Below are 24,362 nucleotides of genomic sequence, written 5' to 3'. Positions count from 1 at the left end.
TATCGCTTCTTCAGAATCGATTCCGCCCCCTCCATTACTTCCGCTAAGTCAGGTACTATAGAGAAGATGAGCCATTATTCTACGCTCATTTTATACTGTCTGAGCCAGTCCTTGCCACTATGCCACGCCTCTACGGGGTTATGTTCTCCAAGCAGTTCAGTACTTGCCTGAGCCATGATCCATTCCTTAAGACCGTTATCCGGACTGGATTCGAGCTGCTGTAACAGGAAAGGCAGTCCTGCCTCACCCGTACTCAAGATGTCGTCGTAAGCCTCCCGGTTGCCAGCAATATAATCATTGGGATCGCTGCTGGTCAGGAGGACAGGGTCGCTAACCATCTGCTGCAGGTTGCTTTCAATTGTTGCTGATACTTCTTGTTCTCCCGTCCGAGTCGAACATGCTGCTACCGTCAATGCTGTGCATACGGATAACAAACCCAGAATCAGTCTTCTGCGATTCACTGTACCACTCCTTTTAACAACGAGTTAACGCAATAGATTCGACTTTCATGCTCAAGCCCTCGGCCAACTACAGAACAAGTTCCCATCGTTCTTCGGTAAGCTCCTGACCTGACAACATCTGCTTGCGGACTTCCTTCACTTCAAAGCCCACAAATTGATATAATCTACGCGCGCCGATCAAAGACTCATTGGTCCACAGGATCACGGATGTGTAGTCTTTTTCTTTTGCAAAAAAAACTGCCTGTTCGATAAGCTTCCTGCCCCATCCTGCACCACGTGCTTCCGGTTCGATCAGAAACCAGCGCAGTTGAGCCGTATTTTCATTCACCTGAGTAAGACCTATGGAGCCGGAAGCTGACTGATTCAACTCAACGATCCACAACATCTCCCTCAAGTGATTACCCGTCAGTCCAAACGAATTCACCGCATTCGTGATAAATTCAGCAAAGCTATGATCATAATTATACTCGTTTCGATAGATTCGGATATGCGCTTCAATGACATACTGCAGATCTTTTTGTACGAAAGTGCGGATCATCAGACATCACAGTCCTTCCTCAAATCCACAGTTGTGATACTGAAATCCACACCGAACTGAATTAATCCGAGTTTACGAGCAACTTGCTGTGAAGCGAAATTATCCCAAGATGTACTGTAGATTGGCATGCGTCCACGCTCCTTGACATAATACTGCCAGCACTTTACCGTCTCCGCTGCATATCCATGTCCTCTATAACCCGGTGCCGTATACAGACTCGCTTCCGCCCCATGATCGGAGAGCCTTGCGGAGCAGCACACTGCCACAGCAGAATCCCCAATAACATAAGCGGCAACAGGGCTTTTTTCATATAAGTGATCTGTTAATTCAGGGAAATGCTCTACCAGCAAATAACGCTGCTCCTGACCAATCAACTGAACCTTCTGATTCCACACGTGAGATAACTCAGGAAAAGCATAGGCGGGTCCCATCCACACACGGTTAACTGGCTCAAAGGTTTCCACCTTGCGAATCAGTTTCGGAATATCCAACGGAAGCTCGCAATCCCTAGCCAACTCATTCATTAGATCCTGCGGTAACTGCTCATGGTAATAGACCAGTGAACCAGCAGAAGTCATGCCGATAAAAATGGCTGGAGCTTGCCCACCACCTGGCTCGTTAATGCTTAATAGACGCTGCTGCTCATTGATTGTATACAACGTGCTCACCTGTATTTTCAACATTTCCATAGACGACAGGTTGGATTCTGGAACCATAACTATGAAGTTAACCTTTGCAATAATCGTTTGCCTTCACTGCCTTTACCAGCTTCCTGCTGCTCCAGAAAATCGGATAATTCACGTAAATCAGCCGGGCGATATCCAGCCCCGCACCCGCAATTATGATAGGTATAACCATGACGATACAACATCATCACTTTGGTCCATTGTTTGGTATCATTTTGCTTGGGTGCCTGGAAATCCTGTCCCATGCTAACCATAGACGTGGCACATTGCGGGCATTTATATTCAAGTTGTGCCACCACCTCAGGGCTTAGGTCATGTCTGGAAACTTGTTTAAATGATTTGCGACAATTGAAACATGCATAGATGTCTTTATATGGTCCTGACATAGCATATCTGCACATCGTCTGCACCCCCCTTAATAATTTCCATTATACGGGATTTCACACGCACATACGAATGGATTTTGCATATTTGCGAAAATTACACCGATCCACTCATTTACCTTGCATGGTTGCTTGTTTCCAAGCCTCACCAAGTTTCGAAATCGTTGCATACCGCTGGGACCGATCGGCGCTGACTGCACGTATCACAACCTGATACAATGCTTCTCCGGCATCCCATCTCTCATAGGAACGATCTTTCTCCCCGCCAAGCAACGCAAAAGCCGTTGCCCCCATGTTGAATACATTGGTAACCGTATCTATGGGTGCGCCTAGCTCAAACTCTTCGGGAGACATAAAGCGGGAAGATCCCCACATACGCCCCATGGTATTGGTAAAAGAGCCCTTCCGATACAAGTCGATATCACAAATTTTCATAAAGTTTCTGTCAAAATCATAGATCAGACTGCCATCATACAAATCAACAGCCACATAACCTCTTCGTTCCACCTCGATATGAAAATCCAGAATCTGCTCCATCGCCTGAATACGTGTCTTCACCGGAAGCTGTCTGAACCGATAATAGGGCGAACGGGGATCTTCATACTTAGCCGGAGGCGGAAATTTCCAGTGATTATGAAGATTCTCCCCCTCCACCCAATCGAATACACAGGCATACCCCTCATCCGTTGCAAAATGATCCGTTAGTCGAATCAACGTGTCATGCGTCAAATCTCCGTAAACGGAAACAGATGATTTCAGATTACGAATGGCTTCCGGGGGACTTCCCGTATGATTCGCATGAATTGTATGTGCTCCCGCATACTTTACAAACAATCTCTTTCCATCCCTTTGCACAATACCGAAGGAGAGATTCCCTGAATCCTGCTGATCGAATACGCGAAAAACCCTACCCAAGGGCTGTAACCAATCGAAAGAATGAGACTCTTTTAAGACAAAGGAAACACCGTCGATCTCATGTTCAACATGATCTGTCATCGGACTCCTCCTGTGCTGATATCTTCATTCCAAGTTGAATGCTCCGTATAAAAGTAATTCATATGCGCCTCATCATATCCCTGACCATAGACTTCCAATGCGTTACGCTCGATGCCATAAACTTCAAATCCATATCGTTCGTATAAACGTCGGGCTGATTCATTGGTTGTCACTACACTCAGATTAATCTGCTTGATACCTTCCAGATGTCTTCCCCGATCCAGCACCTCACGGAGCAAGCGCGAAGCCAGCCCACTTCCCCGATATGGCGGAGCTACATAGACGCCCCAGATCATGCCTTTGTGCCTGAGCTTTAGGCCGTGTTCCCTTTTGAAACCCATCATTCCCGCCAGTGTTCCTTCTGTTGTATATGCCCCCAAAATATAATCATCGGGCTCATTATGTATGCGTTCCTGCACTTCATTCATAGGGATCTGAATGGACAATTCAAACGAAGCCCCGAAGGCTTCAGGATGTGTTTTCAGTGCTTCCAGTCGCAAAGGCCAGTAGATGTCTGCTTCATCCCGCTGAATATTGCGAATGGTATAGGTCTCTTGCTTTCGGCCTTCGTTCATTCTTCGACCACTCCCTGCATTTCATAAGGATAATCGATCTGAAGTTTTACATTCGCTGCCGCTTCCTGTCCTGCAAGCAACCCAACAACATAAATCCCCAGGTCAATGGACGTGGCTACTCCACCAGCCGTGATGACATTTCCATCTTTTACGATCCGCTTCTGAATCACCTCATCGACATACGGCTGAAGCAAATCATATGCATAGGGATGTGTTGTTGCTTTTTTGCCGGATAAAAAACCAGCCGCACCCAGCAGCAGAGAGCCTGTGCACACCGAAACCTTCATGGGCACAGACTCAGCCTGTTTCAGCCAACCTACAAAGGCCTCGTCGTATCGAAGCTTACGCGTTCCCATGCCTCCGGGGATAAACACGAGATCATATTCCGATAGGTCAGGTTTCACTCGATCCACCTTCATCGTTAAACCAGACTCATCCGTAACCTGATCTGTCATGGCACAGGTTTCCCACGTCGTTCCTTTTGTTTGTTCAAAGAAATTCAACCGATTGATTACATCATAAAACCCTGCAAAATCAAGGAAAGTCAGTCCATCAAACAAAACGAATGCAATTTTCATTGGTAACCTCCGCGTTTTAATTTGGAGCATCCTGATTATGTTTCTGATTCCGATCCCGTTCCATCGCTTCCTTCACCCGGTCACGCGCTGGCAGCTTGCTATTGATATGAAAGAGCAGACCCACAATCGCAAGAAGTAAAATAATGACGATAAATTCGAATATGGCTAACCCCTCCCATTCGCAAACTGTACAATTTTGGCTCCTGCCTAATCTCTATTTTAAACCACGGGCGATAATCCGCTCCAGCCACTTCCACGGTAGCAGTGCTTTACCTATGATGAGCACACGCGAACCTTTTCCGAGCGCATATCGAAGTCTTGGTGCACGCATCCGCGCAATTCGGCCAATCAGATCTGCCACTTCCTGTGGATCAGGTGCCGTCTCGCTCGCATGTTTGGAATAACGAAGAACCGCATCCAGCTTATGCTTATATGGGGAGTTCTCGCTCCGGTGAATCTCACCCAAACCTTTATTCCAGATCGGCGTGCGATAAGCACCTGGTTCAACCAATACCACACGAACGCCAAACGAAGACATCTCATGCCGCAGACTTTCGGCGAATCCCTCCACAGCGAATTTGGAGGCAGCATAAGGCGCATACCCTGGAAAACCGGATAACCCGCTAACGCTGGACAAGTTAATAATCAGCCCCTGCTTCTGTTCACGCATCACAGGCAGGACCGCACGTGTCACGGCGATTAATCCAAATAGATTCGTTTCCATCTGGCGCCGCCAATCCTCCATCGATACTTCCTCAATGAACCCGCCAACCGCAAATCCCGCATTGTTCACCAGCATGTCGATTCGGCCATTATTAAGAAGTACGGACCCCACAGCTTTTTGCACCGATTCAGCATCGGTCACGTCCAGTTGCACATATTGCAAACGTTTAGCTACCCCCGCCTGTTCAGCCAGTTTCACCAATTCTTCTCTTCGACTCAGATCACGCATTGTAGCAACAACGCGATACCCCTGCTTGGCAAGGGTGATTGCGGTGAGCATACCAAAACCACTGGAGGTACCTGTAATTAAGGCCACCGGAGCGTTATCTCTCTCCTTTGTCTTACTCACTGAATCAAGACCAGTATTAATTCGTCCTTGCTCGTCCTCTGTTAAGTGTTCATCAGCTGTCACGGTGTGTCCTTCTTTCCTCGGTAAATTACTTACTTCCGTTCCTACCTATACCGCACGGCCCCTGCTGCTTAATCCGCCACTCCGTTATCTTTTCTCTGCACCCTGCGCAGCTTCGTGATTCCCGGTTCGAACGTATACGGAACAAATCTGATCTCAGGTAAGGTGCATTCCAGACGCTCTCCCAGCTTCATCAGCTCACTCCGTACATCCGTCTCGACCTGCTCCAGCACTGCGCTCCCCCCAAGCCGAAGAGATACTTCCATTGTTCCGTCTCCTTGTTGCACCACACGATAATGTTCAATATCTGGTGAAGCCGCAATGACCGAACGAGTGACGAAATCCGGAAAGACCGGTACTGCCTCACCCGTATGTATGTTTGAAAAATAAAGCGTGTCATCACAGCGGCCTTCGATCCGCTCAATGGCGGTAAACGGGGAACCACAGGCACATGGTATAGCCGCCTCGGTCAGAATATCATTCAGCCGATACCGGATAATCGGCTGTGATGTTCTGGAGAAGTCTGTGATAATGGGCACGAACCGCCGGGTGGCGGGATCAATGAATTCTTTTTCAATGTGCACGATATCTTCATTCAAATGCAGTGTGCCATAACGACAGGTCGCACCCAGAAATCCTTCCGTACACTGATAGACTTGATGAACGGTCTGTCCGAAGACCTGCTCCAGCACCTTGCGATCCAGGGGGTCCAGCACCTCGGCAACCGAGATGATTTTATCCGGTACAGCGGTCAGATCGCCTGCCACATAGGCATCCGCCAACAGACGCAGCATGGATGGAGGAGCCACCCACACGGTAGGTTGGTAGGTTTCCAGCCGATTCACCAAGGTCTCCACACGCTCCAGCAGATCAAAATACTGAAACTGCAATTTGCCACGTTGCACCGATTCATACAGATTACTGTTGGCCCGCAGGAAAAACGCAATCTTTGCAGGTTTCCACAGTCCACCAGGCAGCAACTTGGCCAGCACTGTGCCCGTCCACGCATCCTGCTCCCGATCACTCACCAAAAATATCCCCCGGTTCCCTGACGTGCCCGAAGACAGTCCAACCGTCACACCTTGAATGGAAGGTTTGAAATCACGCGTTTCTTCACTTTCACCTGCAAGAGCCAGAGCTTCGTCCTTGGTGATGCCCACCGTGTTCAGTGTATCGAAATGCTGCATCATGATTGATTTATCAATCAAAGGAAATCTTCTCCAGTCGGATGTGTTCAAGCTACCCCACCACTTCCGGTAAAACGGAGAGCGGGCACGGATCTGATGAACATGACGAATAACCCGGCGCTCTTGCCAGCGCTCCAGTTGTTCTCGCGTTTTCCATGTTCGCAGCCCACGTGCAAGCGCATAATGAACCACAATACGAAGGGTATTGCTCATCGTTTCAGCCCTCCCGTACCCCAAGCGTCCAGTACATCTCGACAATGACTCGGCACAATCCGAATGTGAGGAAACTGCTGATGCAGCTGAACCAGTCGGTCAAAGTTAAGGTGGTATTCCTGTCGATTCGACATAATAATACCCGCGAGCGCATGAGGTCTGCGCTGTTCACGAAAAGCCCGACTCGACCACACCGCGTCCGCGCACAGGAAATAGTCGTGTTCTTCCGTACGCAGCAGGAGCCCCATCATGCCTTCCGCATGCCCGGATACATCCACCCCCAGCACACTGCCATCGCCAAAGATATCGTAGACCTCATCAAAAGGGAATCCTTCCCCTATTCTCGTCAACCGCTCAGGCTGACACGTAACAGGCCATGATCTGGCCGTAAAATCCTCGGGCAACAGCCCGGCAAGAAAGCCTGCCTTTACAGCCGCAATCGGACCGAGTGAGCGCACAGCATCATAAGCTCTGGGCAGATAGATGAATTGAGCCTCCGGGAAATCTCGTACACCCGCGATGTGATCGCCGTGAAAATGCGAGAGGATGATATACCGAATATCGGAAGCTTTCAGTCCAAGCCCAGCCAAAAAATGAAGGGCACTATCCTCTTCACGATAAACCACAGGTGTAATATGACGATACAGTGCGTTGGGCAGATGAGCCGTTTCCTTAAAAAAGCGGGAGCTGTATCCCGTATCCAACAGGATCGGTCCATGTATGGGATGAATGATGCAGGCAAATCCTGCCGGGAAAGGTACTGGGCTCAACCGACCACCGCGCAGCGTCAGAAACTCTGGATGTGTACAGTAACCCGCCGCACCCAAATATAGCTTCACCGGAGTTGTTGTCAGCATGACTCAGCCCTCCACCAGTCTGCAAATTGTTGCAATCCCTCTTCAATGGACACCCGAGGGACGTACCCCAATTGCTCCCGTGCATCCGTAATATCCAACGTCTGTGGGATGGATAAGGAGCCGACTGTATACCGTGTTAACGCAGGTTCACCCAACGCAGGAATATAGCCATGAACTCGCTCCAGCAACGCTGCCACACCATAGGCCGTCCGATAAGGAATATTTCGACGACGCAGCGGCATATCCAACATACCAAACAAACTGCTTACCAACTCATTAAACGCCCTTGGATCGCCATTGGAGATATTGTAAGCTCTGCCGAGTGCTGCGGCATCAACATCACGGCATAACAACAAGGCGTCCACCACATTATCCACACAGGTCAGATCGATCAATGCCTGTCCACCACCGATCATGGGCACGCCCGATTTTGCGTTTGCTGCGACAATTCTGGGAAATAACGTCTGATCATACGGACCAAAGATCGCTCGCGGTCGAATCATGATCGACGGAAGTCCCTTCGCATGCTCCTCCATCACAACCTGCTCAGCGAGAAGCTTTGTGGCTGCATAATGATTGGCTGGTTTGGATGGCAACGGATCATTCTCATGTACGTTATATCGCGGGTTGTAGTTAAAATATATACTCGGAGTTGAGACATGTATGAATCGCTGCACCTCATTATGCAGGCAGCCATCAATGAGGTTTTGTGTGCCTTCTACATTACTGCTATAAAAGTCACGATATCGGCCCCATGGCGAGGATAGTGCCGCACAGTGAAACACCACATCCTGCCCCGCACACGCTTCGTTTACTGCTGCCTCATCTCGTATATCTCCACTCAAGAATCGGATTCCTGCCAACTCAAGTTCTGCACCAACCTTTGGCTGTCGGCCCATGCCAGTGACTTCCCATCCCTCTTTTGCAAGTCGTATCGCGAGATGCCTGCCCAGACATCCCGTAGCTCCTGTAACCAATGCTCTATTCATTGTTGTTCACCGTTCCATTCTATGTCATGAGTCAAAGCTTCAGTCAGCGAGCACTTCTGCGATCTTGACAGACGCCAGGCGGCTAGCACCACTGCGAATTGTTCAAATACAGGCTGGATATCCTGCCCTCCATAGACCACATCCCTGGCTCCACGCCACGCAGCTATCCATGCACGGAGTTTCCCTTTGCCAAAGATCTGCTGTACTCCGCTTCCCAGCATGGGGAGCATGAGCATGGCTTTGCTGCCCCGTGCGGGCGTGATCATTCTTCTTTCTTTGACCAACGTCTCCGGTTCAGTTAGTGCACGCACCAAGTCATCTCCGGGGTGAAACAGATGAATCCCACTCGTTGCCCTCGGATTACACTCAATTGCGTATACTTGCCCATCCGGACCTTCTATAAAATCAAACCCAATCTGTCCGCTAAAACCCGTTGCCTGGGCAAATTGTCTCACCCACGCAAGGGCATCTTTATGTTCCACCTGTTCAAAAAAAACACTGGCTCCCACGCTACCTGTACGATAGCGGCTGTCATAAGTGGCATGCGCAACCAGTTGCCCTTCATGCGCTATGCTGTATGTACATAACATCTGACCAGGAATGAATGCCTGTGCAACCCAAGGTGAAATAGAGGATAATTCCCCTTCATCCGGAGGATCGTTACGTAAATGTCGACGTTTCTTTTCGCTTACGTTTCCTTCCTGATCCGTCCCTGCCCCAGCGTCATCGGGCATGAGTGTTGGCATGCGAACTTTGGCTGCGAAGCGGGAATACACCGGTTTCCACACCCAATCTCCTTCTTTTCCTAGAACAGACTGAGCTTCCATCCATTCCTGCCGACTGTGGATCAGGCGTGTATCCGGAACCGAAAGACCGAGTGACCCTGCAAGCTGGATAAAATCATATTTATGATGCAGCTCATGCAGTTGCTCCAGAGTTGAAACCAGGACACGACAATATGCACGCAGTCTGTCTGCCCCTTGAGCAACATAGAAGACTTCTTCACACATCGGAATCAACAGGTCAATCTGCCACTTCTGAACCAACCGTTCCAGCTCCGCCAGATACGCACGTGTGTCATGACGTGGTGATGGGACCACAGCACACTGTTCCACTGCACTGGATGATTTGGTCAGATGCCGTACGGCACTCTCCGCAACATAGACCCGATGGCCTGCCCGATGAAGCATGCGTGCCAGATCGAGCGTTACGGGGGCCCTTCCGCCTGTAAGCAACACACGGAGAGAAGCAGATGTACGATGTCCGGTTTCCCCAGATCTAGTAGTCAAAAATGAGTCCTCCCAATGATAATCCGGCAGCCGTGCCAATCATCAACACCCGATCTCCACGCTGAATACGCTGTTGTTTAATCGCTTCATGCAGACCCATCGGGATCGATGCCGCAATTGTATTGCCGTGATTTCGTGTGATGTCCATAAACCGATCTTCAGCAATGCCAAGCTTCTTGCGAATCAGTCTCATCGCCATCGCACTTCCCTGATGGGGAATGACCAATTGGAAATCCTCCATTCGATTCCCGGTCGCCTGCAACATATCACCAATGAATCCGGGCAGAAGTCTGGAAGCCATGCGGAAGATGGCCTGTCCATCCATATGAAATAGGTAGGGTTCAGGCTGATCTTCCTTGTAATTTGAAGCATGCATCCGTGTACCTCCACCGGCAATCTCCGAGAAGCGAGCACCTCGGCTGTAGGTTTGAAGTGAAGCATGGACGATCTGCGACGATGATCCCTCAGGCGTACGTTCAATAATAACGGCGGCCGCTCCATCTCCGAACAGCGCCGCACTTTCTTTATCAGACCAATTCAATCCGGCGGAGGCAATCTCCGTGGCTACGAGCAGTACTCGCCGGTAACGTCCGGCATCTACCATATAGGAGATCACATCGAGTCCGTTCAGGAAACTCAGGCAGGTTGCATCCATATCAAAAGCAGGTACGCCAGAATCTTGCTGCCCCATGGCCTGCTGGATAAATACCGCCGTACTTGGCAACGGTTGTTCCTTCGTGCCACTGGTACACACCAGACAGTCGATATCACTGAATTGTAATCCTGCATCCGCCAGTGCAACTTCCGCAGCCCGTGCGCCCATGAAAGAGGAGGTTTCTTCACCCGAAGCATAATGGCGTACACCTACACCTGTGGCTTTGCTGACCCAGCCCGCAGGCACGTCCAAGCGGCGATCCAGTTCCTCATCGGTGACTTCCTGTTCAGGCAGGTACTTCCCTGTTCCTGCGATCCTTACTCTTCTAAGTTGCATTTCCCCAACCTCTTTCTGTTCATCTGACTGATTAATATGAAATTTACACTCCACCTCCAATGGCGAAACACCATGAAGTAAACCTTAAAATATATAACAAAAGGGCAGATGCCTCTGCCCTTCCTGTTGTGTTTTCTTTTGTTATGAAGTGTCATTTCTTCTTATTCAAAATCTCGGCAAGAGCGGCATCTAGCGTACCGTATGTGAAAGTGAATCCTTCCCTCTCCAGTCGCTCAGGAATTACCCAACGACTTTTGAGGACAAGCTCTGTTTCGGTCTTAATAAAACGTGCGCCAAGTTCAAGCATCCAGCGAGGAGAAGGCAGGCCGATCCGAACACCCATCTGTTCTCTTAGACGCGCCATTAGCTCGCGATTCGTCACCGGATGCGGAGAGGACGCATTGAACACACCATTCAAGTGTGGATGCTCTTGCAGATAGATTACCATGCGGAAGAGATCCTCGATATGAATCCAGCTAAACTGCTGTGTTCCTGCGCCTTGCGATCCTCCCAGTCCAAAACGAACCAGATTTGTCATGGGCACCATCACGCCACCCTCGCCCAGCACAATCGCAATTCGCAGTGCAATCTGACGCGTAGATGGCAGACTGAATTCAAAGAAAGCCTGTTCCCATGCCTTGGCAACTTCGACCGAGAATCCGGAGCCAATCTCGCCCTCTTTTTCCGTCATGGGACGATCTTCAGCATGTCTGTATATGGTCGCTGTACTCGAATTAATCCATAGTTCGGGAGGATGATTACAAGCCAGGACGGCTTCGCCGAGAATACGCGTAGTACGGGTTCTGGATTCCAGAATGACTTTGCGATTCTCATCCGTATAACGGCAGTTCACCGATTTACCTGCCAGGTTAATCAACATTTCTGCTTCTTCCAGTGCCCCTATAATTCCTGCACGATCCTCCCAGGCAATATGACCGGGCTGACGCGAAATGATCAATACCTCATAACCCAGTTTCTTGAATCTTTGGGCAAAATCCTGTCCGACAAATCCCGTTCCACCAGCTAATACAACCTTCTTCACGGTATCCCCTCATTTCCCATACTGGGTAAAGAACTCGCAAGATATAGATCTGAATGTTTCTATGCGTGCAAAATGCAGATATTAGATTAAACACCGCTGGTGACCCGTTGGTTTGATTTAATTCGCACCCAGGGCTGCGTACAAGCGATCCCGCTCTTTGAGAGCCCATTCGTTTGCAGGGTTTTGTTCCAGCTGATATCGGAGTTCATCATAAAAATCATGGATCATGAATCCTTCCGGCAAGTTCCCAAGCATCGCTGTAAAGTTGTACTCTGGCAGTGTTTTCTTTCCTTCACTGATCTGCTTCAGCCAGTCCATCCACTTCGCAATAGTAAGCACTTCCTCCTGCCATAACTCAGCCTGTAACCCAAGCGCATCCTGAAGTTGCTCGTACGCCAATGGATCAGCGAAGGCGCGGCAGGCCTGAACAGCCAGTTCATACAACTCGGTCACTGCACGGCGTACCGCATGCTCAAGTTCGACCTCCAAGCCTCCCATGTAATCCTGAACCTGAATGCTCTGTCCATCATCGTATAATAGCGGTGCCTGGGCTAACAGGCGTACAATCTCTTCCATCTCGTGCATTGAAACTCGCTTCTGCTCATAGAGAGCAGGTAATTGATATGCTGTAATGATCATTCACTCCTACATCGTTCTTCTATTAATGACCTATATTATAACATGGTTTGGCAATCATCTATCAGGATAACTTGACTATCCACTACAAGTTGTAGTAGTTTATACGTACTACGTAGTGTAGTAATACGATCGTTATGGACGCATAACGATGTTAAGGAGTGTTCACTGTGAACCAGATTCAAAAATTATCCGAAACAGAAATGGAGTTAATGGTTGTTATATGGTCATGCGCCCCACCGGTCACCTCGACAGAACTATTAGACATATTCGCTGAGAAGGGGAAAGCGTGGAAAGCGCAGACCATGTCTACCTTTCTATCACGGTTGGTGGATAAAGGCGCACTTACCGTCACGAGACGTGGACGAACCAATGATTATGTACCTCTTCTACAGCCCGAAGATTACAAACTACAGGAAACGCAGCACGTTATTGATGGACTCTACCAAGGTTCAGTTAAAAATTTGGTTTCGGCCATGTATGATGGCGACAAGCTTTCAGACGATGACATTTCAGAACTGAAAAAATGGCTTTCGGAAAAGTAGGTGCAGATGATGAACATCTTTTTTGAAATTCTGTGCAGCCTGACCGTGGCGGGAAGTATCGTTTCTGTTTGTATTTTGGCACTACGACTTATACCCGTATCTGTTTTTCCGACCAAGTGGCTCTACAGACTCGGTAAACTGGCTATCTTGTTTTATCTGTTCCCGGTATCTCTTGGCCTTTCATGGCTTTTGGATATTGCGTTCCAAACGACATCAACTATACCGGGTACGGAGAATGCAGCTTCGGGCGTACTTGCAGGAACGTTTATCCCGGAACAAACCATTTCGGTAACCACAGCCTGGTTCTTGTTATGCGTATGGGGCATTGGAGTCATTGGTTTTTCTGCATGGCAGGTGTACTGTTATCGAAGATTTTTGAATGAATTATCTCGTACACGTACCCCAGTCCTCTGTCATAGTGAAGCAGCTATACAGCTACCATTAATTAAAGAGGCTTTGGGTCTCAAAGGCAATATCACGCTTGCTCACAGCACGCTAGTACGAAGCCCTATACTGGTTGGCTTGTTTAAACCCACGATATATCTGCCACCCGAAAATACGGTGGAAATGGACATCAGCATGGTAATTCATCATGAGTTGGTACATCTAAAACATAACGATCTGTGGGTCAAAGCTTTGACCTTGGGGGTTAGTGCCCTGCACTGGTTCAATCCCCTGATTCATATGATTCGCCGGGACATTCATACCTGGAGCGAGTTGGCCTGTGATGAAGATGTGGTGAAAGAGATGTCCCACGAAGAACGAAGAAGATATGGTGAGACAATTTTAAATGTGATGGCGGGAACCAAGAAAATGCCTGCTCAATTTTGTTCGTCCCTATCCGGTGAAGGCAAACAATTAAAAAGGAGATTGATGATTATGTTTAATGTAAAAAAACTAAAAAAGAAACATTGGATGTTAAGTATGGGAGCACTCCTGCTTATTACAGGCGTAAGTACGTCCACCGCCGTATGGGCATCAAACCACACAGTTAAAGTAGAGGCCAATGCTACTGAAGCTGTGCCTGTTCCTTCTACGGATGGATCTTCTGAAATCGTAGCTTCTCCCAACAAGGTCGGAATTTCCGAAGCTGTAACTGCTCCTTCCACTTCCGAAACTCCTGAAATCGTGGCTCTCCCTGAGGATGAAGTTTCCGAAGCTATGCCAGTTCCGTCTGCTACTGTACCTTCTACTACTAAACCTTCTGAGGCTAAAGTTGTAGAAGCAGCCACTGTTCCTTTTACGGGTAATTCTCCTGAAATCGTAGCCGTCCCTTCCGAGGCCCAGGTCACCGAAGCTGTACCTGTTCCTTCAGAAAAATAACCTATCGTTAAGGATCAATAGCATCCTTATATGCAAACAGGACGAAGCATAGATCATAGATCTCCGCTTCGTCCTGTTTCCGTTTTTCTGTCATGTGCATCAGATAAATGTTTTAATCGTAGCAAAATATTCACGGATCATGTTGACGGGTTTCAAATATCCCGGTGATGGGGCCGATATGCCGTATTCTGCCGCATAACCGTTCTTGGCAGCGATATACTTGGAGCGAAACATGTGATAGTCACTGGTGACGATCATGATCTCAGGGTGCTCTAACCCGGATTCAAGAATGATTTTTTTGGAAAAGGCCAAATTCTCCTGTGTGCTTGTGGAGCGATCTTCCATAATGACTTGGGAAGGGTTAATCCCCTGTTCAATCAGATAGTTTTTCATGGCGAGCGCTTCAGGAATCGATTCTCCAGGTCCCTGCCCACCTGATACAATGACGGGTGTCTGAGGGTGACTGCGAATATAGTCCAGACTGGCATCCAACCTTTGTTTTAGGGTCAATGACAATTCCGTTCCACGGATGCCTGAACCCAGAATAATGACATAGTCCGCTTCTTCCGGATCATTCGCACCAAGCTGTGTGAATACAAGTGCTTCGATAATAACAAAAGAGACGGCAACCACGCCAAATCCGGTAAGGATAATCCGTTTCAGAATAACATGCTTCTGATAGTCAATTCGTCTTAGAACAATAAAAGCCACCGTGATCATTCCGAATAACATGACTGGGAATCTTTGGCCCCAGAAGATCAGAAATGCCACAAAACATGCCAACAGGACAAGATCAATGATCAGTCCATTTTTTTGTAAGAACTTTTTCTTCAAATCCGTAGACACTCCTTCTTGTACCCACTATTCCGCAAATTACTTATTATTCAAGATGTTATTATCGTTAGTTTCGGCCATTGTTCCTGCCAGCGCTTCTTCTGTACTCTCTGATTATAATAGTCAGCATCCGTGAAGAATGGACTTTTGCGGACTATAAGATGATACAGATCATGCAAACCATGCGGAGCACAGATGTTCACCCGATCCTCTTCATCCAACTGTACGCCTATAGCAGTCACAACTTCTGGCCAATAGCGAAGAGCATCTTCACTAGAATGATAAGGAACTGTGCCATTGCGCAGAGGCATTCTCGCCTGATTTTTGACCGACCACTTCGAACTGCCCGTCTCCTCACGAAGCTGTTGTTCGAGCTGTATGTCTCGCTCCTCACGCAAGTCTTGTGCATCATAATAGACAACATCAATATCGCTGTGAAGTTCACGAAGATCATATCCATGCAGAACATCCCAAATATAATTACGAATATATCCTGCACCTATGTAACATTGAGGCAAATGGAGACTACGAACTCTCCGCAGGTCGTGCATTAATTGCTCGTATTTGATGATCGTCTGAATGAATGGGTCCTCATATAACATATCTGCCTCCTGCGGTTCGCCTCATTGTCCTCTTATAGCTGTTAACCTTCATTCCAATATATCATGTTTACCTGGCTGCAATAAAATGAACAACGCTTGAACATCCTCTGTACAACTTCGAATCTCTGATTAATCACAACCAAATAACCCATAAACAGCTTCGGTTATCCGAATGTTTATGGGCTACAATGATCGAGTTTGAAACGGTTAAAATTTATTTAATCGGTATCCAGATTTGTGGCGATTGATTGGGGCCCGGGTATACTTCCAGCTCCGGCATATATGCGTGCTCATACGGGTTGGATGGAAACCATTCCGAAATAATCCGTTTCCACAGAAGCTGCATACTCTCCGGCATCGGGCCTTCTACCTCAAATACACTCCATTTGGAAGCAGGCATGGTGAAGCTTGATAATCCTTCAGGTACTTCACCATCGTAAGTCGTAGCAATCCAGTATTGCATCTGTTTCTCCTGGATTTCACTCTGATCGACAACGACACCGAGTAAACCTGGAATAACCCCATTGTTCAGTTCAAATAAACGATCCTCTGTACCGCTCGTCCACGCTTCCTGCCACATCTTCCCGATGCCTTGCAGATGTTCTCCATCTGCATATGAGAAAGTTTGCTCTACTCCGACCAACGTAAATTCAGGATGTTCAACAATTTTATATTTCATCGGCTCTGCTCCTTTTAGACTCACTTGAATCACCAGACGATTATACGATTGGACAGCGTTACTATTCTTTCGAGCCTCACTGGGTGCGATCCCATGTTGTCTACGAAATGCTTTGGAGAAAGATTCCGGTGTGTCGTAACCGTATTTAAACGCCAGATCAATGATTTTGTGATCACTTTGAAGCAGCTCATGTGCCGCCAGTGTCAATCGTCTGCGTTTTATGTACTCGGCTACAGTAACATCAGTTAATAAGGCAAAGGTACGTTGAAAATGAAAAGGAGAGATATGAGCCTGCGCTGCAATCTGCTCCATCGTCATATTTTCGAGCAAGTGGTCTTCCATATATTGAATAGCGACCTGTAATGCGTTGATCCAGTTCATGTAATAATCACTCCTTGATGTCTAATATAACGGATAAACCACCCAAAAACCTGTCATATTGTGCTCTCATACGTCCGGTTAATGTGCAAAGACGTTGTTCATATAACGCCCTGCCCAGGCTTTGAACTAACCAGAGGCAAGGGAAGTCACATAATTTGACAATGTTAACGATATAATATAGCCTACAAGTATAATGATCGTTCTATCTTATTTTGAAGGGAGAGTATCACTGATCATGAGCAGCAAAAAGGAAATGCTTTTGAACGTGGCGGAAGAATTGTTCTACCTTCACGGCTTCCATTCCATCGGTTTGAAGCGGATTATCACGGATGCCGGGATTGCCATCATGACGTTATATAATCATTTTGAGTCCAAGGATGATCTCATTGTCCAGGTACTCTTGCGACGCGAACAGCGTTATTTAGAACAACTCCGGCAATATGCAGACAATAAAGCACAACCCATGTTCCTCAATCTGGCTAAAGGACATGCAGCCTGGCTGAAAGAGCACGAATCAAGAGGTTGCTTATTTTTACGCGCCAAAGAAGAATTCGGAGGTCATGCAGATCATATCATCGTGCAGACAGTGAATGCGCACAAAAGACATATGCGAACGTTAATTCAAACATTGGCGCCTGCTGCAAGTGATCGAGATCTATTGCAATTCTCCCTGCTCCTGGAGGGTTCTACTGCATTGGCCGAGACAGAAAATGTAAATGACGTCTGCCGCGAACTGATCCATATGACGCAGACCAGTTTCAAGTAATGCGATTCCGGGTGAGTTAGTAGTTCAACTCACTTTTTTATTTAATAAGAAATATAATGATCGTTCTATCTAAAAGGCGGTGGATTTAATGAAAAAAATTATCTTTCCAGGCATTGCACTTATCGCTGTATGTTATGCATTCGGGCGATTCAGTTATGGACTGTTTATGCCGGAAATTTCGGAAGCCTTACAATTGAATGATGCAGCCTCTGGTGCGATTAACTCAGGAACGTATATTGCCTACTGTCTGTCCCTTCTAACTGCACCATTGTTGATTAATCGCAAGGGACATCATTATGTCATTCAATTGGCAGGAATCAGCGCAGTGCTCGGATTAACCGGCATTGCCCTTGCTCAGAATGCATGGGTTCTTACATTTAGTATATTTTTAGCGGGTTTGAGTACAGGCTGGGCCTCTCCAGCCCTCGGTAACACGGTTAATGCCGAGCTTGCACCCGATCTACAAGCAAGAGGCAACAGCTGGATTAACACCGGAACCAGCTTCGGGATTGTCATATCGGGTCCACTCTACTGGCTGTTCACGGATTACTGGCGTCTAACCTACATCCTGTTTGCTGTAATTGGTGTTGTGGTTCTTTTGTGGAACAGACGTGTTATTCCGGCAACCAAGACACTGCCTTGTACCAAATCTCTCTGGACATGTATGAAACCTACCAGACCAGGGTCTGCTCTGCTCATGGCTTGTCTGTTGACAGGTTTCAGTTCTGCAATCTACTGGACCTTTGCCCGGAACTTCCTCACAGACGAGAAAGGGGCCTCCGATTCGGAAGCCGTGTTGTTCTGGATTGTGATGGGGGTTATGGGGATACTCGGTGGATGCGCTGGTCGCATTATTGAACGGTTCGAGATTGGGTGGTCCTACCGAATAGGCATACTTTTATTGGCTACTTCGCTCGGGGTTATCCTTCTTCCATCCATGACTGCCAGTCTCATCTCTGCGATCATATTTGGCAGCACGTATATTTTCCTGACCAGTGTATTTATCGTTTGGGCAACGAGACTATTCAGTCCAAATGTGTCTATCGGAATCAGCCTTGCCTTTCTCGCGCTGGGTGTGGGGCAATTCCTCGGCTCATCCATGGCAGGTTACACGATTGAAGTGTTTTCCAATACAACGGCATTTCTGGCCTTTGCTGTACTCGGCCTGTTTGGATTATTAATTCGGGTGAAATAAATGACAGAACAACCTTCTGATCGCTGTTATTTTACCCGGCGAACACTTCCGGTCACCCCATGTTGAAGCTGTACGTCAGTAAAAGTAACCGTGGTCCCTTGCCCAATGGGGGATTGGGCCACAATGCCAACTTTGATCTCTTCCGGGCAGTCGAGTCCGAAATAACGAACCAGCTTCCACTTCTCTCCATCTTGAGAATAATGGAAAGCAAAGCTGTTGCCTGCCCGGGCTACACGTAAATAAGGCTTGTTAACGTCTACAGGTGCTGATACACAATCATCCGAGTTACCACGAGTAACAACACTAAGAATAGACGGCTGTTCTTCAAAATACTCAAAGCAGACTTTAGCCCAATTCGTATCGTCCACCCTCACCATCAGGCAGCCGGAGTCATACTGTTCTTTCATGTCCACCTGTACTTGAGTCGTGATGCTGAAATCTCCCTTGACTATCGTATGTAAAAATGGAGCTGAAGCTTTCACCGGCTCACCTCCCGGATCAATGAAAAAGTCACTGATCGGCGAAACGGTTATCGTTACTTTGCCGTCTTCAATGGACCAATCTGTTGGCTCGTTCAGCCATCCCAGGTTGGCAGATAATGTTTGACCTGAACATTGTTCGAATAGATTCGTCATGTGGCACACCCTTTGTCTGTGATTTTGAATTCACTGAGTTCTCTGTTGTATTCGTGAAATAACGGAATTATCCTTTCGGATCAGTAAAAGGAAAAAAGCGACTCACATGAGTCGCTTGTATTCCTTTCATATACATAATCGTATTCGGTATGTCCTATCAATAGCACGCTATACCGGCAATACATCGGATGCACATCTAAAACCGATATGTCCGGTGGATGTATCCGGCGTATTGGGAATCCGTGCTGCCACTCTGTACCGGTTGCAATAGGAACGGTGGCAAAGGTAGGAACCGCCTTTTAACACCTTGCGAACTTCATCGGGAGAAGCAACAATCTCAGTAATTATAGACTTCTCATGATCCGTAACATAGTTGTCAGCGCACCATTCCCATACATTACCTGACATATTGTACAATCCATATCCGTTCGCAGGAAAGGATCGGGATGGGGCTGTACCCGCATAACCATCAGCAGCATTATTTTGAGTTGGAAAGGTACCTTGCCAGATATTGCACTGGTGCTGTCCATCCGGCCGCAGAACGTCGCCCCAGGGATATTTCTTCTGGATTAATCCACCTCGGGCTGCATATTCCCACTCGGCTTCTGAGGGCAGGCGCTTACCCGCCCAGCCACAATACGCATTGGCATCGTTCCAGGAGACATGGATAACGGGATGGTCAGCCCTGTCCTTTACATCAGAGTCAGGTCCTTCGGGATGAGACCAGTCCGCACCTTCAACAACCCACCACCAGGGCGTTTGCTGCACCACAGTACGAACATGAGCAGCCGTTTGCGAAGAAACGAACAGATGAAAAACAAAGGACCAACCGAATCGCTCGGCCTCCGTTCGATAACCTGTCTCCCTTACAAACTGTTCAAACTGCGCATTGGTCACCGTGCATTCATCCAGATAAAAGGAGTCCACCTGGGTTTCCCGGACAGGCCCTTCCCCATCACTTGCAAAAGCTTCCGGATCATTGGTGCCCATAAGGAAACGTCCACCTTCAATCCATATACGGTCCCTGTCGTTTCGCCCGGCGATGTATCCATCATCTCCCGCCAGCGCACTAGGCGATAGACGGTCAACGGAAAGTGGAGATGGAGATGCATGGTCAGACGCTACACTCACCTCACGGGAAGCCGTCAATTCTGGCGTGTCCTCTGATTGAATTTTCACTTTCATCCTGCCGCTTCGGCTTGCAGAACAACAGCAAGAATTTTCCTTTTTGGATATCTGACCATGCATCTGAAGCATCCCCTTCCCTTTGGTTTAAGACTCATGATCCCCATTGTACACGACGGGAAGAATGTCCGGAACGGTTGGTGTTGTCATCCCTTCACCCAGATAATAATCCGTCAACAAGGATTGCATATATCCTTTCACCGCCAGTCCATTGCGGTAGGCGGGGTTATGCGGCAACGTGTAGATGCGGACATCGGATGGTATCGTTGTTGTATACAGACGCAATGCTGTGAAATCATTCGTTTCATAGAGAATTTCCTCTCGCCAATCCCCCAGCAGATCGCCATAGAGCACAGGAGCATTTCTGGAATTCACGCGAACATCATCGGCTGTAAACAGACGTGTTGTTGTGTTCTGCTCCCAATCCCACTTTTCCACAAAGTTCTTATCCAACAACTCGCCGAGTACATCACCATCCCACCAAATTCTGAAATTGGTTGAGGGCTGAACTGAACTAATTACTTCACCGTCCACATTGTAGATATTGCCTGAACTGGACCACATCTCAAGCCCATTGTGCGTTGGATCAATATCCGCCAGTGTTCCCCGTGCGACGTCCTGCGGAATTTCCCCTGTACGAATGATCTCGCCCGTCGCCGCATCGGCATAAAACCAAGGGAATTGATTGACGTTTCCGTTCTCCGCCTGCTGAATCCCGAATTGCTCCAGCCCTGGTCGACCCGGATCAATGTCCGTAATGTGGAAACGATCGCCATGGACTACACCAGGCAGACTGTATAAGGTCTCTCCGTTATCATCCAGCGCCCAGCCTCCGAATGACACCTCATCCTTCCCATCCCCGTCAAGATCCAGTATACGAATCTGGTGGAAAAACTCACCGTCCGCTCCCGCATGTCTCCAACGCTCGGTCAGGGCACCGCCTGTATAGTCATAGGCTGACGTCACATACTGAAAGTTGCGGCTGAGCGCACGATTCTTGAGCGCCGTAATCAGGCTTGGATGTTCACCATCCAGATAAGCAATGCCAAAGTGCCCACTGAGGGGACCATCGGCTGCATAATCATTGGTTATCGCTGTGCGTGCCGCTTCTGTTCCGGTCCATCCATCCACGACAGACACATACTGTGCACGCTCCGTTGTGGCAGGAACGACCTGACCATCTGCAAACGTTACCCCTTCAAAGGTACGCAGCAGCACTTCAGCCTTCCCGTCACTGTCCAGATCAAACACTGTTATATTGTCATTGTCCCGCCAGCCCCCAAGTCCAGCCACTCCAAATTCACTGACAGAAGCAGGCGGCGCATTATATGTATCTATCGTTGTGACACTGTATGGACCCAGATCAATCCGCCACAGGAAACCTTCGGTCAGACTGTAGGCTTCCACATATTTATTGCCTCCGTTCACCGGAATGCGGGTGACCACGTATTCATATTCCCCATCACCGTCCAGATCCCCAGGCCAGCCATGCTGCACAAAATAATCCGACGGATTGGATGTTATATTTTGCAATGGAATACTGAAGTAATTGCGGATCTCGGGATTGGCTGCCAATACAACCTCAGCACTCTCATCCTGTAATCTACCGTCTACATAAGACTTCACGATATACGTATGGCTCTGGGTTACATCTACATTCGTGTCCGTATAATTGGTTCCCTGCGTCAAAGGCTGGTCATTCAGCTTCACCTCTTCTGTACCCGTCCTACGATAGATATCAAATGTAACCTGCTGCGATTCGGTCCCAAGCAGACGCCAGTTCAAATATACCTTGTTCTCTCCCAGATATACGGCAGTAAGACCTCGTCCCAGATTTTCAACCAGACGTGGTGCAGACCCTTCTGCGGCATCTGCCTGAAGTACTCCCCCTCCCGGTGAAACAATGCCTGTCCATCCAATAACTCCACTTAACAGCAATGTGAATAGTACTTTTGTTCCTCTGGCCACAGTCGTTTTGGTTTTCATTTACAATTCCCCTCCATCGATTGGTTAGTATATGCGTACAAAAAAAAGCAAAGCCGGTTATCTCTGTCCCTACGAGCCAATCTAATGAGATGGACTGATCTGGTTCAGCAATAACTGCTTTGCCTCCGGTTGCCCGGTCAACATGATCTATCTACCGCTCCAACGGCTTGGTTCCTCCACGATCATAGAAAAAGGGGCCTTTCGCCCAACTGACAGCCAGATGCATCAGCAGTTCGGTCTTTAATTGCTCCCGAATTACAGCATGCTGCTCCTCATCATACAGGTTCGTCCACTCATGAGGGTCAACCGTGAGGTGATACAATTCACCCTTCGTTTCATGCACTCTGGATGCAGACTCTGCGACAGAACCTTCCAGGTACAGAATGAGCTTCCACTCCGTGGTCCGCCACATATAGGCCGGAGCCGAATGAGGCGCCGTTACCCCCTTTCCATGAAATTCACAGAACGTTCCGCGATGCCGGAGATCGCCCAGCAGATCGACACCAGGCAGCATCGGATTCGCTTGAAGTCCGGCTGCACGTGTCAATGTCGGCACCAGGTCCACCAACTCCGCAGGCCCCTGATCAATCGTTCCGCGCTTCTGCTCCTCAATGTGGGTACCAGACAAGATAAGTGGCACCCTCACGCTGCTGTCATACAGATTATATTTGGTGAAGCGAAACTGTCGTTCCCCCAGCATCTCTCCATGATCCGAGACAAATACAATCAGCGCGTTCTCCAACCTCCCCTGGTTCTCCAACTTCTCCAAAGCGAGTCCAAAGTAATGATCGAGCCAGGAGCAATTCGCCCAGTATCTTAACGTAGTCCTCCTCCGCTCCTCCAAACTTCGCTGGTCCCATACCTTCTTCTTGTCGAGGTATGACCGTCGACTATTCGAATTCAGTTCATCGGAAGCTGCCAGGTGAGTCTGCATTTCATCCTCCCACGGCGGTTGTGGGATATCCGGAATATCTTCCAGCCTGTACAGGTCTTCAAATGCTTGGGGTACATTGAACCCGGCATGTGGCTTCAGGAAAGACAGATAAAAAAATAATGGGCGCTCCGGGTCGATCCCTTCATCCAAAAACTGCAGCGCCTGCTCGGCTACCCACCCATCCCGATGCTGATTCATCGGAATCTGACTCGTAAGCCCTGTATAACCATTGACATTTTCCTCACCGCTACCAAAATGCTTAGTCTCCTCATGGTATGCTTCCAGTGCTTCGGGATGGGAGTCACCCATCATTGTCGCTCCCTGTTCATAATGACCACTTTGACGGGAAAGACCGATCGATCTTACTTCGAACCCTCGCGTGGAAGGCTCATCTACACCATCACTATGGTTCCAATGCGTTTTCCCAAATCCGGCTGTCTGATACCCTGCGCGGTGCATCAACTCCGGCAAAGGTTCGGAGGGCAACTTGTCTTCCTCAAACAATCCGCCATAATTCGTTCGAACCCCAAGCTGTGACGGATAATACCCCATCATCATGGAGCTTCGACTTGGCGCACACATTGGCGATTGGCAGACCGCATCGCGGAAAGTAATTCCCTCGGCTGCAAGTTTATCCAGATTCGGTGTATGAATATGTTCATTGAACGTTCCAATACAGTCCCATCGTTGCTGATCTGTCATGAGAAAAATAATATTTGGCTTGTCCTGTGACACGTCACATCT

Annotated in this window: 26 protein-coding genes; 4 read left to right on the top strand and 22 right to left on the bottom strand. The window is 48.2% G+C overall.

What is annotated here, in order from left to right; translation table 11 throughout:
- Positions 1 to 74: 74 nt before the first annotated feature.
- From MHI12_RS08490 to MHI12_RS08420, 15 genes are all read right to left on the bottom strand, one after another.
- Positions 75 to 461: a hypothetical protein gene (locus MHI12_RS08490; protein WP_341006544.1), complete on the bottom strand. Its 387-nt coding sequence runs from the start codon at positions 459 to 461 to the stop codon at positions 75 to 77.
- Positions 462 to 528: 67 nt separating this feature from the next.
- On the bottom strand, positions 529 to 999 hold the full coding sequence (locus MHI12_RS08485) for a GNAT family N-acetyltransferase (RefSeq protein ID WP_405172148.1): 471 nt from the start codon (positions 997 to 999) through the stop codon (positions 529 to 531).
- Positions 999 to 1,658 carry a GNAT family N-acetyltransferase gene (locus tag MHI12_RS08480; RefSeq protein ID WP_405172147.1) on the bottom strand — a complete coding sequence of 220 codons (660 nt, stop codon included), beginning with the start codon at positions 1,656 to 1,658 and terminating at the stop codon, positions 999 to 1,001. Before MHI12_RS08480 ends, MHI12_RS08485 begins: the two co-directional genes overlap by 1 nt.
- A 59-nt stretch (positions 1,659 to 1,717) precedes the next feature.
- Entirely contained in the window at positions 1,718 to 2,086 is a 369-nt protein-coding gene (locus MHI12_RS08475) for a hypothetical protein (RefSeq protein ID WP_405172146.1), read from the bottom strand.
- Positions 2,087 to 2,179: 93 nt separating this feature from the next.
- On the bottom strand, positions 2,180 to 3,064 hold the full coding sequence (locus MHI12_RS08470; protein ID WP_405172145.1) for a serine/threonine protein kinase: 885 nt from the start codon (positions 3,062 to 3,064) through the stop codon (positions 2,180 to 2,182).
- The gene (locus MHI12_RS08465; protein ID WP_405172144.1) at positions 3,061 to 3,639 is read right to left on the bottom strand and encodes a GNAT family N-acetyltransferase; all 579 of its coding nucleotides are present in this window, start codon (positions 3,637 to 3,639) and stop codon (positions 3,061 to 3,063) included. The genes MHI12_RS08470 and MHI12_RS08465 overlap by 4 nt, the downstream gene beginning before the upstream one ends.
- The gene (locus MHI12_RS08460) at positions 3,636 to 4,217 is read right to left on the bottom strand and encodes a DJ-1/PfpI family protein (protein ID WP_405172143.1); all 582 of its coding nucleotides are present in this window, start codon (positions 4,215 to 4,217) and stop codon (positions 3,636 to 3,638) included. The genes MHI12_RS08465 and MHI12_RS08460 overlap by 4 nt, the downstream gene beginning before the upstream one ends.
- 214 nt (positions 4,218 to 4,431) lie before the next feature.
- On the bottom strand, positions 4,432 to 5,352 hold the full coding sequence (locus tag MHI12_RS08455; RefSeq protein ID WP_405172142.1) for an SDR family oxidoreductase: 921 nt from the start codon (positions 5,350 to 5,352) through the stop codon (positions 4,432 to 4,434).
- 68 nt (positions 5,353 to 5,420) lie between these two features.
- Positions 5,421 to 6,749: a F390 synthetase-related protein gene (locus tag MHI12_RS08450; protein WP_405172141.1), complete on the bottom strand. Its 1,329-nt coding sequence runs from the start codon at positions 6,747 to 6,749 to the stop codon at positions 5,421 to 5,423.
- Positions 6,746 to 7,606 (bottom strand): MBL fold metallo-hydrolase, encoded by an 861-nt coding sequence (locus tag MHI12_RS08445; protein ID WP_405172140.1) that lies wholly within the window; start codon positions 7,604 to 7,606, stop codon positions 6,746 to 6,748. Before MHI12_RS08445 ends, MHI12_RS08450 begins: the two co-directional genes overlap by 4 nt.
- Positions 7,600 to 8,595, bottom strand: coding sequence for an NAD-dependent epimerase/dehydratase family protein (locus tag MHI12_RS08440; protein WP_405172139.1), 996 nt, complete (start codon positions 8,593 to 8,595; stop codon positions 7,600 to 7,602). The genes MHI12_RS08445 and MHI12_RS08440 overlap by 7 nt, the downstream gene beginning before the upstream one ends.
- A complete protein-coding gene (locus MHI12_RS08435) occupies positions 8,592 to 9,884 on the bottom strand; it encodes an ATP-grasp domain-containing protein (protein ID WP_405172138.1) in 1,293 nt (430 codons plus the stop codon). The genes MHI12_RS08440 and MHI12_RS08435 overlap by 4 nt, the downstream gene beginning before the upstream one ends.
- Positions 9,874 to 10,875: a beta-ketoacyl-ACP synthase III gene (locus MHI12_RS08430; RefSeq protein ID WP_405172137.1), complete on the bottom strand. Its 1,002-nt coding sequence runs from the start codon at positions 10,873 to 10,875 to the stop codon at positions 9,874 to 9,876. The genes MHI12_RS08435 and MHI12_RS08430 overlap by 11 nt, the downstream gene beginning before the upstream one ends.
- A gap of 151 nt (positions 10,876 to 11,026) precedes the next feature.
- A complete protein-coding gene (locus tag MHI12_RS08425) occupies positions 11,027 to 11,917 on the bottom strand; it encodes a TIGR01777 family oxidoreductase (RefSeq protein WP_405172136.1) in 891 nt (296 codons plus the stop codon).
- 117 nt (positions 11,918 to 12,034) lie between these two features.
- Positions 12,035 to 12,556, bottom strand: coding sequence for a hypothetical protein (locus MHI12_RS08420; RefSeq protein WP_405172135.1), 522 nt, complete (start codon positions 12,554 to 12,556; stop codon positions 12,035 to 12,037).
- Positions 12,557 to 12,723: 167 nt separating this feature from the next.
- Here MHI12_RS08420 and MHI12_RS08415 point away from each other — a divergent pair, with 167 nt between their 5' ends.
- Together MHI12_RS08415 and MHI12_RS08410 are read left to right on the top strand one after the other, a co-directional pair.
- A complete protein-coding gene (locus tag MHI12_RS08415; RefSeq protein WP_074094262.1) occupies positions 12,724 to 13,098 on the top strand; it encodes a BlaI/MecI/CopY family transcriptional regulator in 375 nt (124 codons plus the stop codon).
- 6 nt (positions 13,099 to 13,104) lie between these two features.
- Positions 13,105 to 14,421, top strand: a complete 1,317-nt coding sequence (locus MHI12_RS08410) for a M56 family metallopeptidase (RefSeq protein ID WP_405172134.1) — start codon at positions 13,105 to 13,107, stop codon at positions 14,419 to 14,421.
- A 99-nt stretch (positions 14,422 to 14,520) separates the two neighbouring features.
- On the opposite strand, the gene MHI12_RS08405 is transcribed toward MHI12_RS08410, so the two are convergent.
- The 3 genes from MHI12_RS08405 to MHI12_RS08395 all read right to left on the bottom strand — a co-directional run bounded on the left by MHI12_RS08405 (position 14,521) and on the right by MHI12_RS08395 (position 16,917).
- On the bottom strand, positions 14,521 to 15,255 hold the full coding sequence (locus MHI12_RS08405) for a YdcF family protein (protein ID WP_405172133.1): 735 nt from the start codon (positions 15,253 to 15,255) through the stop codon (positions 14,521 to 14,523).
- Between the two features lie 50 nt (positions 15,256 to 15,305).
- Positions 15,306 to 15,857, bottom strand: a complete 552-nt coding sequence (locus MHI12_RS08400; RefSeq protein ID WP_405172132.1) for a nucleotidyltransferase family protein — start codon at positions 15,855 to 15,857, stop codon at positions 15,306 to 15,308.
- Positions 15,858 to 16,071: 214 nt separating this feature from the next.
- Positions 16,072 to 16,917, bottom strand: a complete 846-nt coding sequence (locus MHI12_RS08395; protein WP_405172131.1) for an effector binding domain-containing protein — start codon at positions 16,915 to 16,917, stop codon at positions 16,072 to 16,074.
- A gap of 235 nt (positions 16,918 to 17,152) precedes the next feature.
- On the opposite strand from MHI12_RS08395, the gene MHI12_RS08390 reads away from it, so the two are divergent.
- Positions 17,153 to 17,683, top strand: a complete 531-nt coding sequence (locus tag MHI12_RS08390) for a TetR/AcrR family transcriptional regulator (RefSeq protein ID WP_405172130.1) — start codon at positions 17,153 to 17,155, stop codon at positions 17,681 to 17,683.
- 88 nt (positions 17,684 to 17,771) lie between these two features.
- Positions 17,772 to 18,878 carry an MFS transporter gene (locus MHI12_RS08385; RefSeq protein ID WP_405172129.1) on the top strand — a complete coding sequence of 369 codons (1,107 nt, stop codon included), beginning with the start codon at positions 17,772 to 17,774 and terminating at the stop codon, positions 18,876 to 18,878.
- A gap of 26 nt (positions 18,879 to 18,904) precedes the next feature.
- Here MHI12_RS08385 and MHI12_RS08380 read toward each other — a convergent pair whose 3' ends face one another.
- The 4 genes from MHI12_RS08380 to MHI12_RS08365 all read right to left on the bottom strand — a co-directional run bounded on the left by MHI12_RS08380 (position 18,905) and on the right by MHI12_RS08365 (position 24,353).
- On the bottom strand, positions 18,905 to 19,513 hold the full coding sequence (locus MHI12_RS08380) for a DUF1349 domain-containing protein (RefSeq protein WP_405172128.1): 609 nt from the start codon (positions 19,511 to 19,513) through the stop codon (positions 18,905 to 18,907).
- 168 nt (positions 19,514 to 19,681) lie between these two features.
- The gene (locus MHI12_RS08375) at positions 19,682 to 20,698 is read right to left on the bottom strand and encodes a formylglycine-generating enzyme family protein (RefSeq protein WP_405172127.1); all 1,017 of its coding nucleotides are present in this window, start codon (positions 20,696 to 20,698) and stop codon (positions 19,682 to 19,684) included.
- Between the two features lie 87 nt (positions 20,699 to 20,785).
- A complete protein-coding gene (locus MHI12_RS08370; RefSeq protein WP_405172126.1) occupies positions 20,786 to 22,684 on the bottom strand; it encodes a hypothetical protein in 1,899 nt (632 codons plus the stop codon).
- Between the two features lie 151 nt (positions 22,685 to 22,835).
- Positions 22,836 to 24,353: a sulfatase gene (locus MHI12_RS08365; protein ID WP_405172125.1), complete on the bottom strand. Its 1,518-nt coding sequence runs from the start codon at positions 24,351 to 24,353 to the stop codon at positions 22,836 to 22,838.
- Positions 24,354 to 24,362 lie beyond the last annotated feature (9 nt).

The organism is Paenibacillus sp. FSL H8-0280, assembly GCF_045040665.1.
Classification (GTDB): Bacteria; Bacillota; Bacilli; order Paenibacillales; family Paenibacillaceae; genus Paenibacillus; species Paenibacillus xylanexedens_A.
The sequence above is the reverse complement of the archived record's forward strand: the minus strand, read 5'-3'. Positions and strand labels throughout refer to the sequence as shown.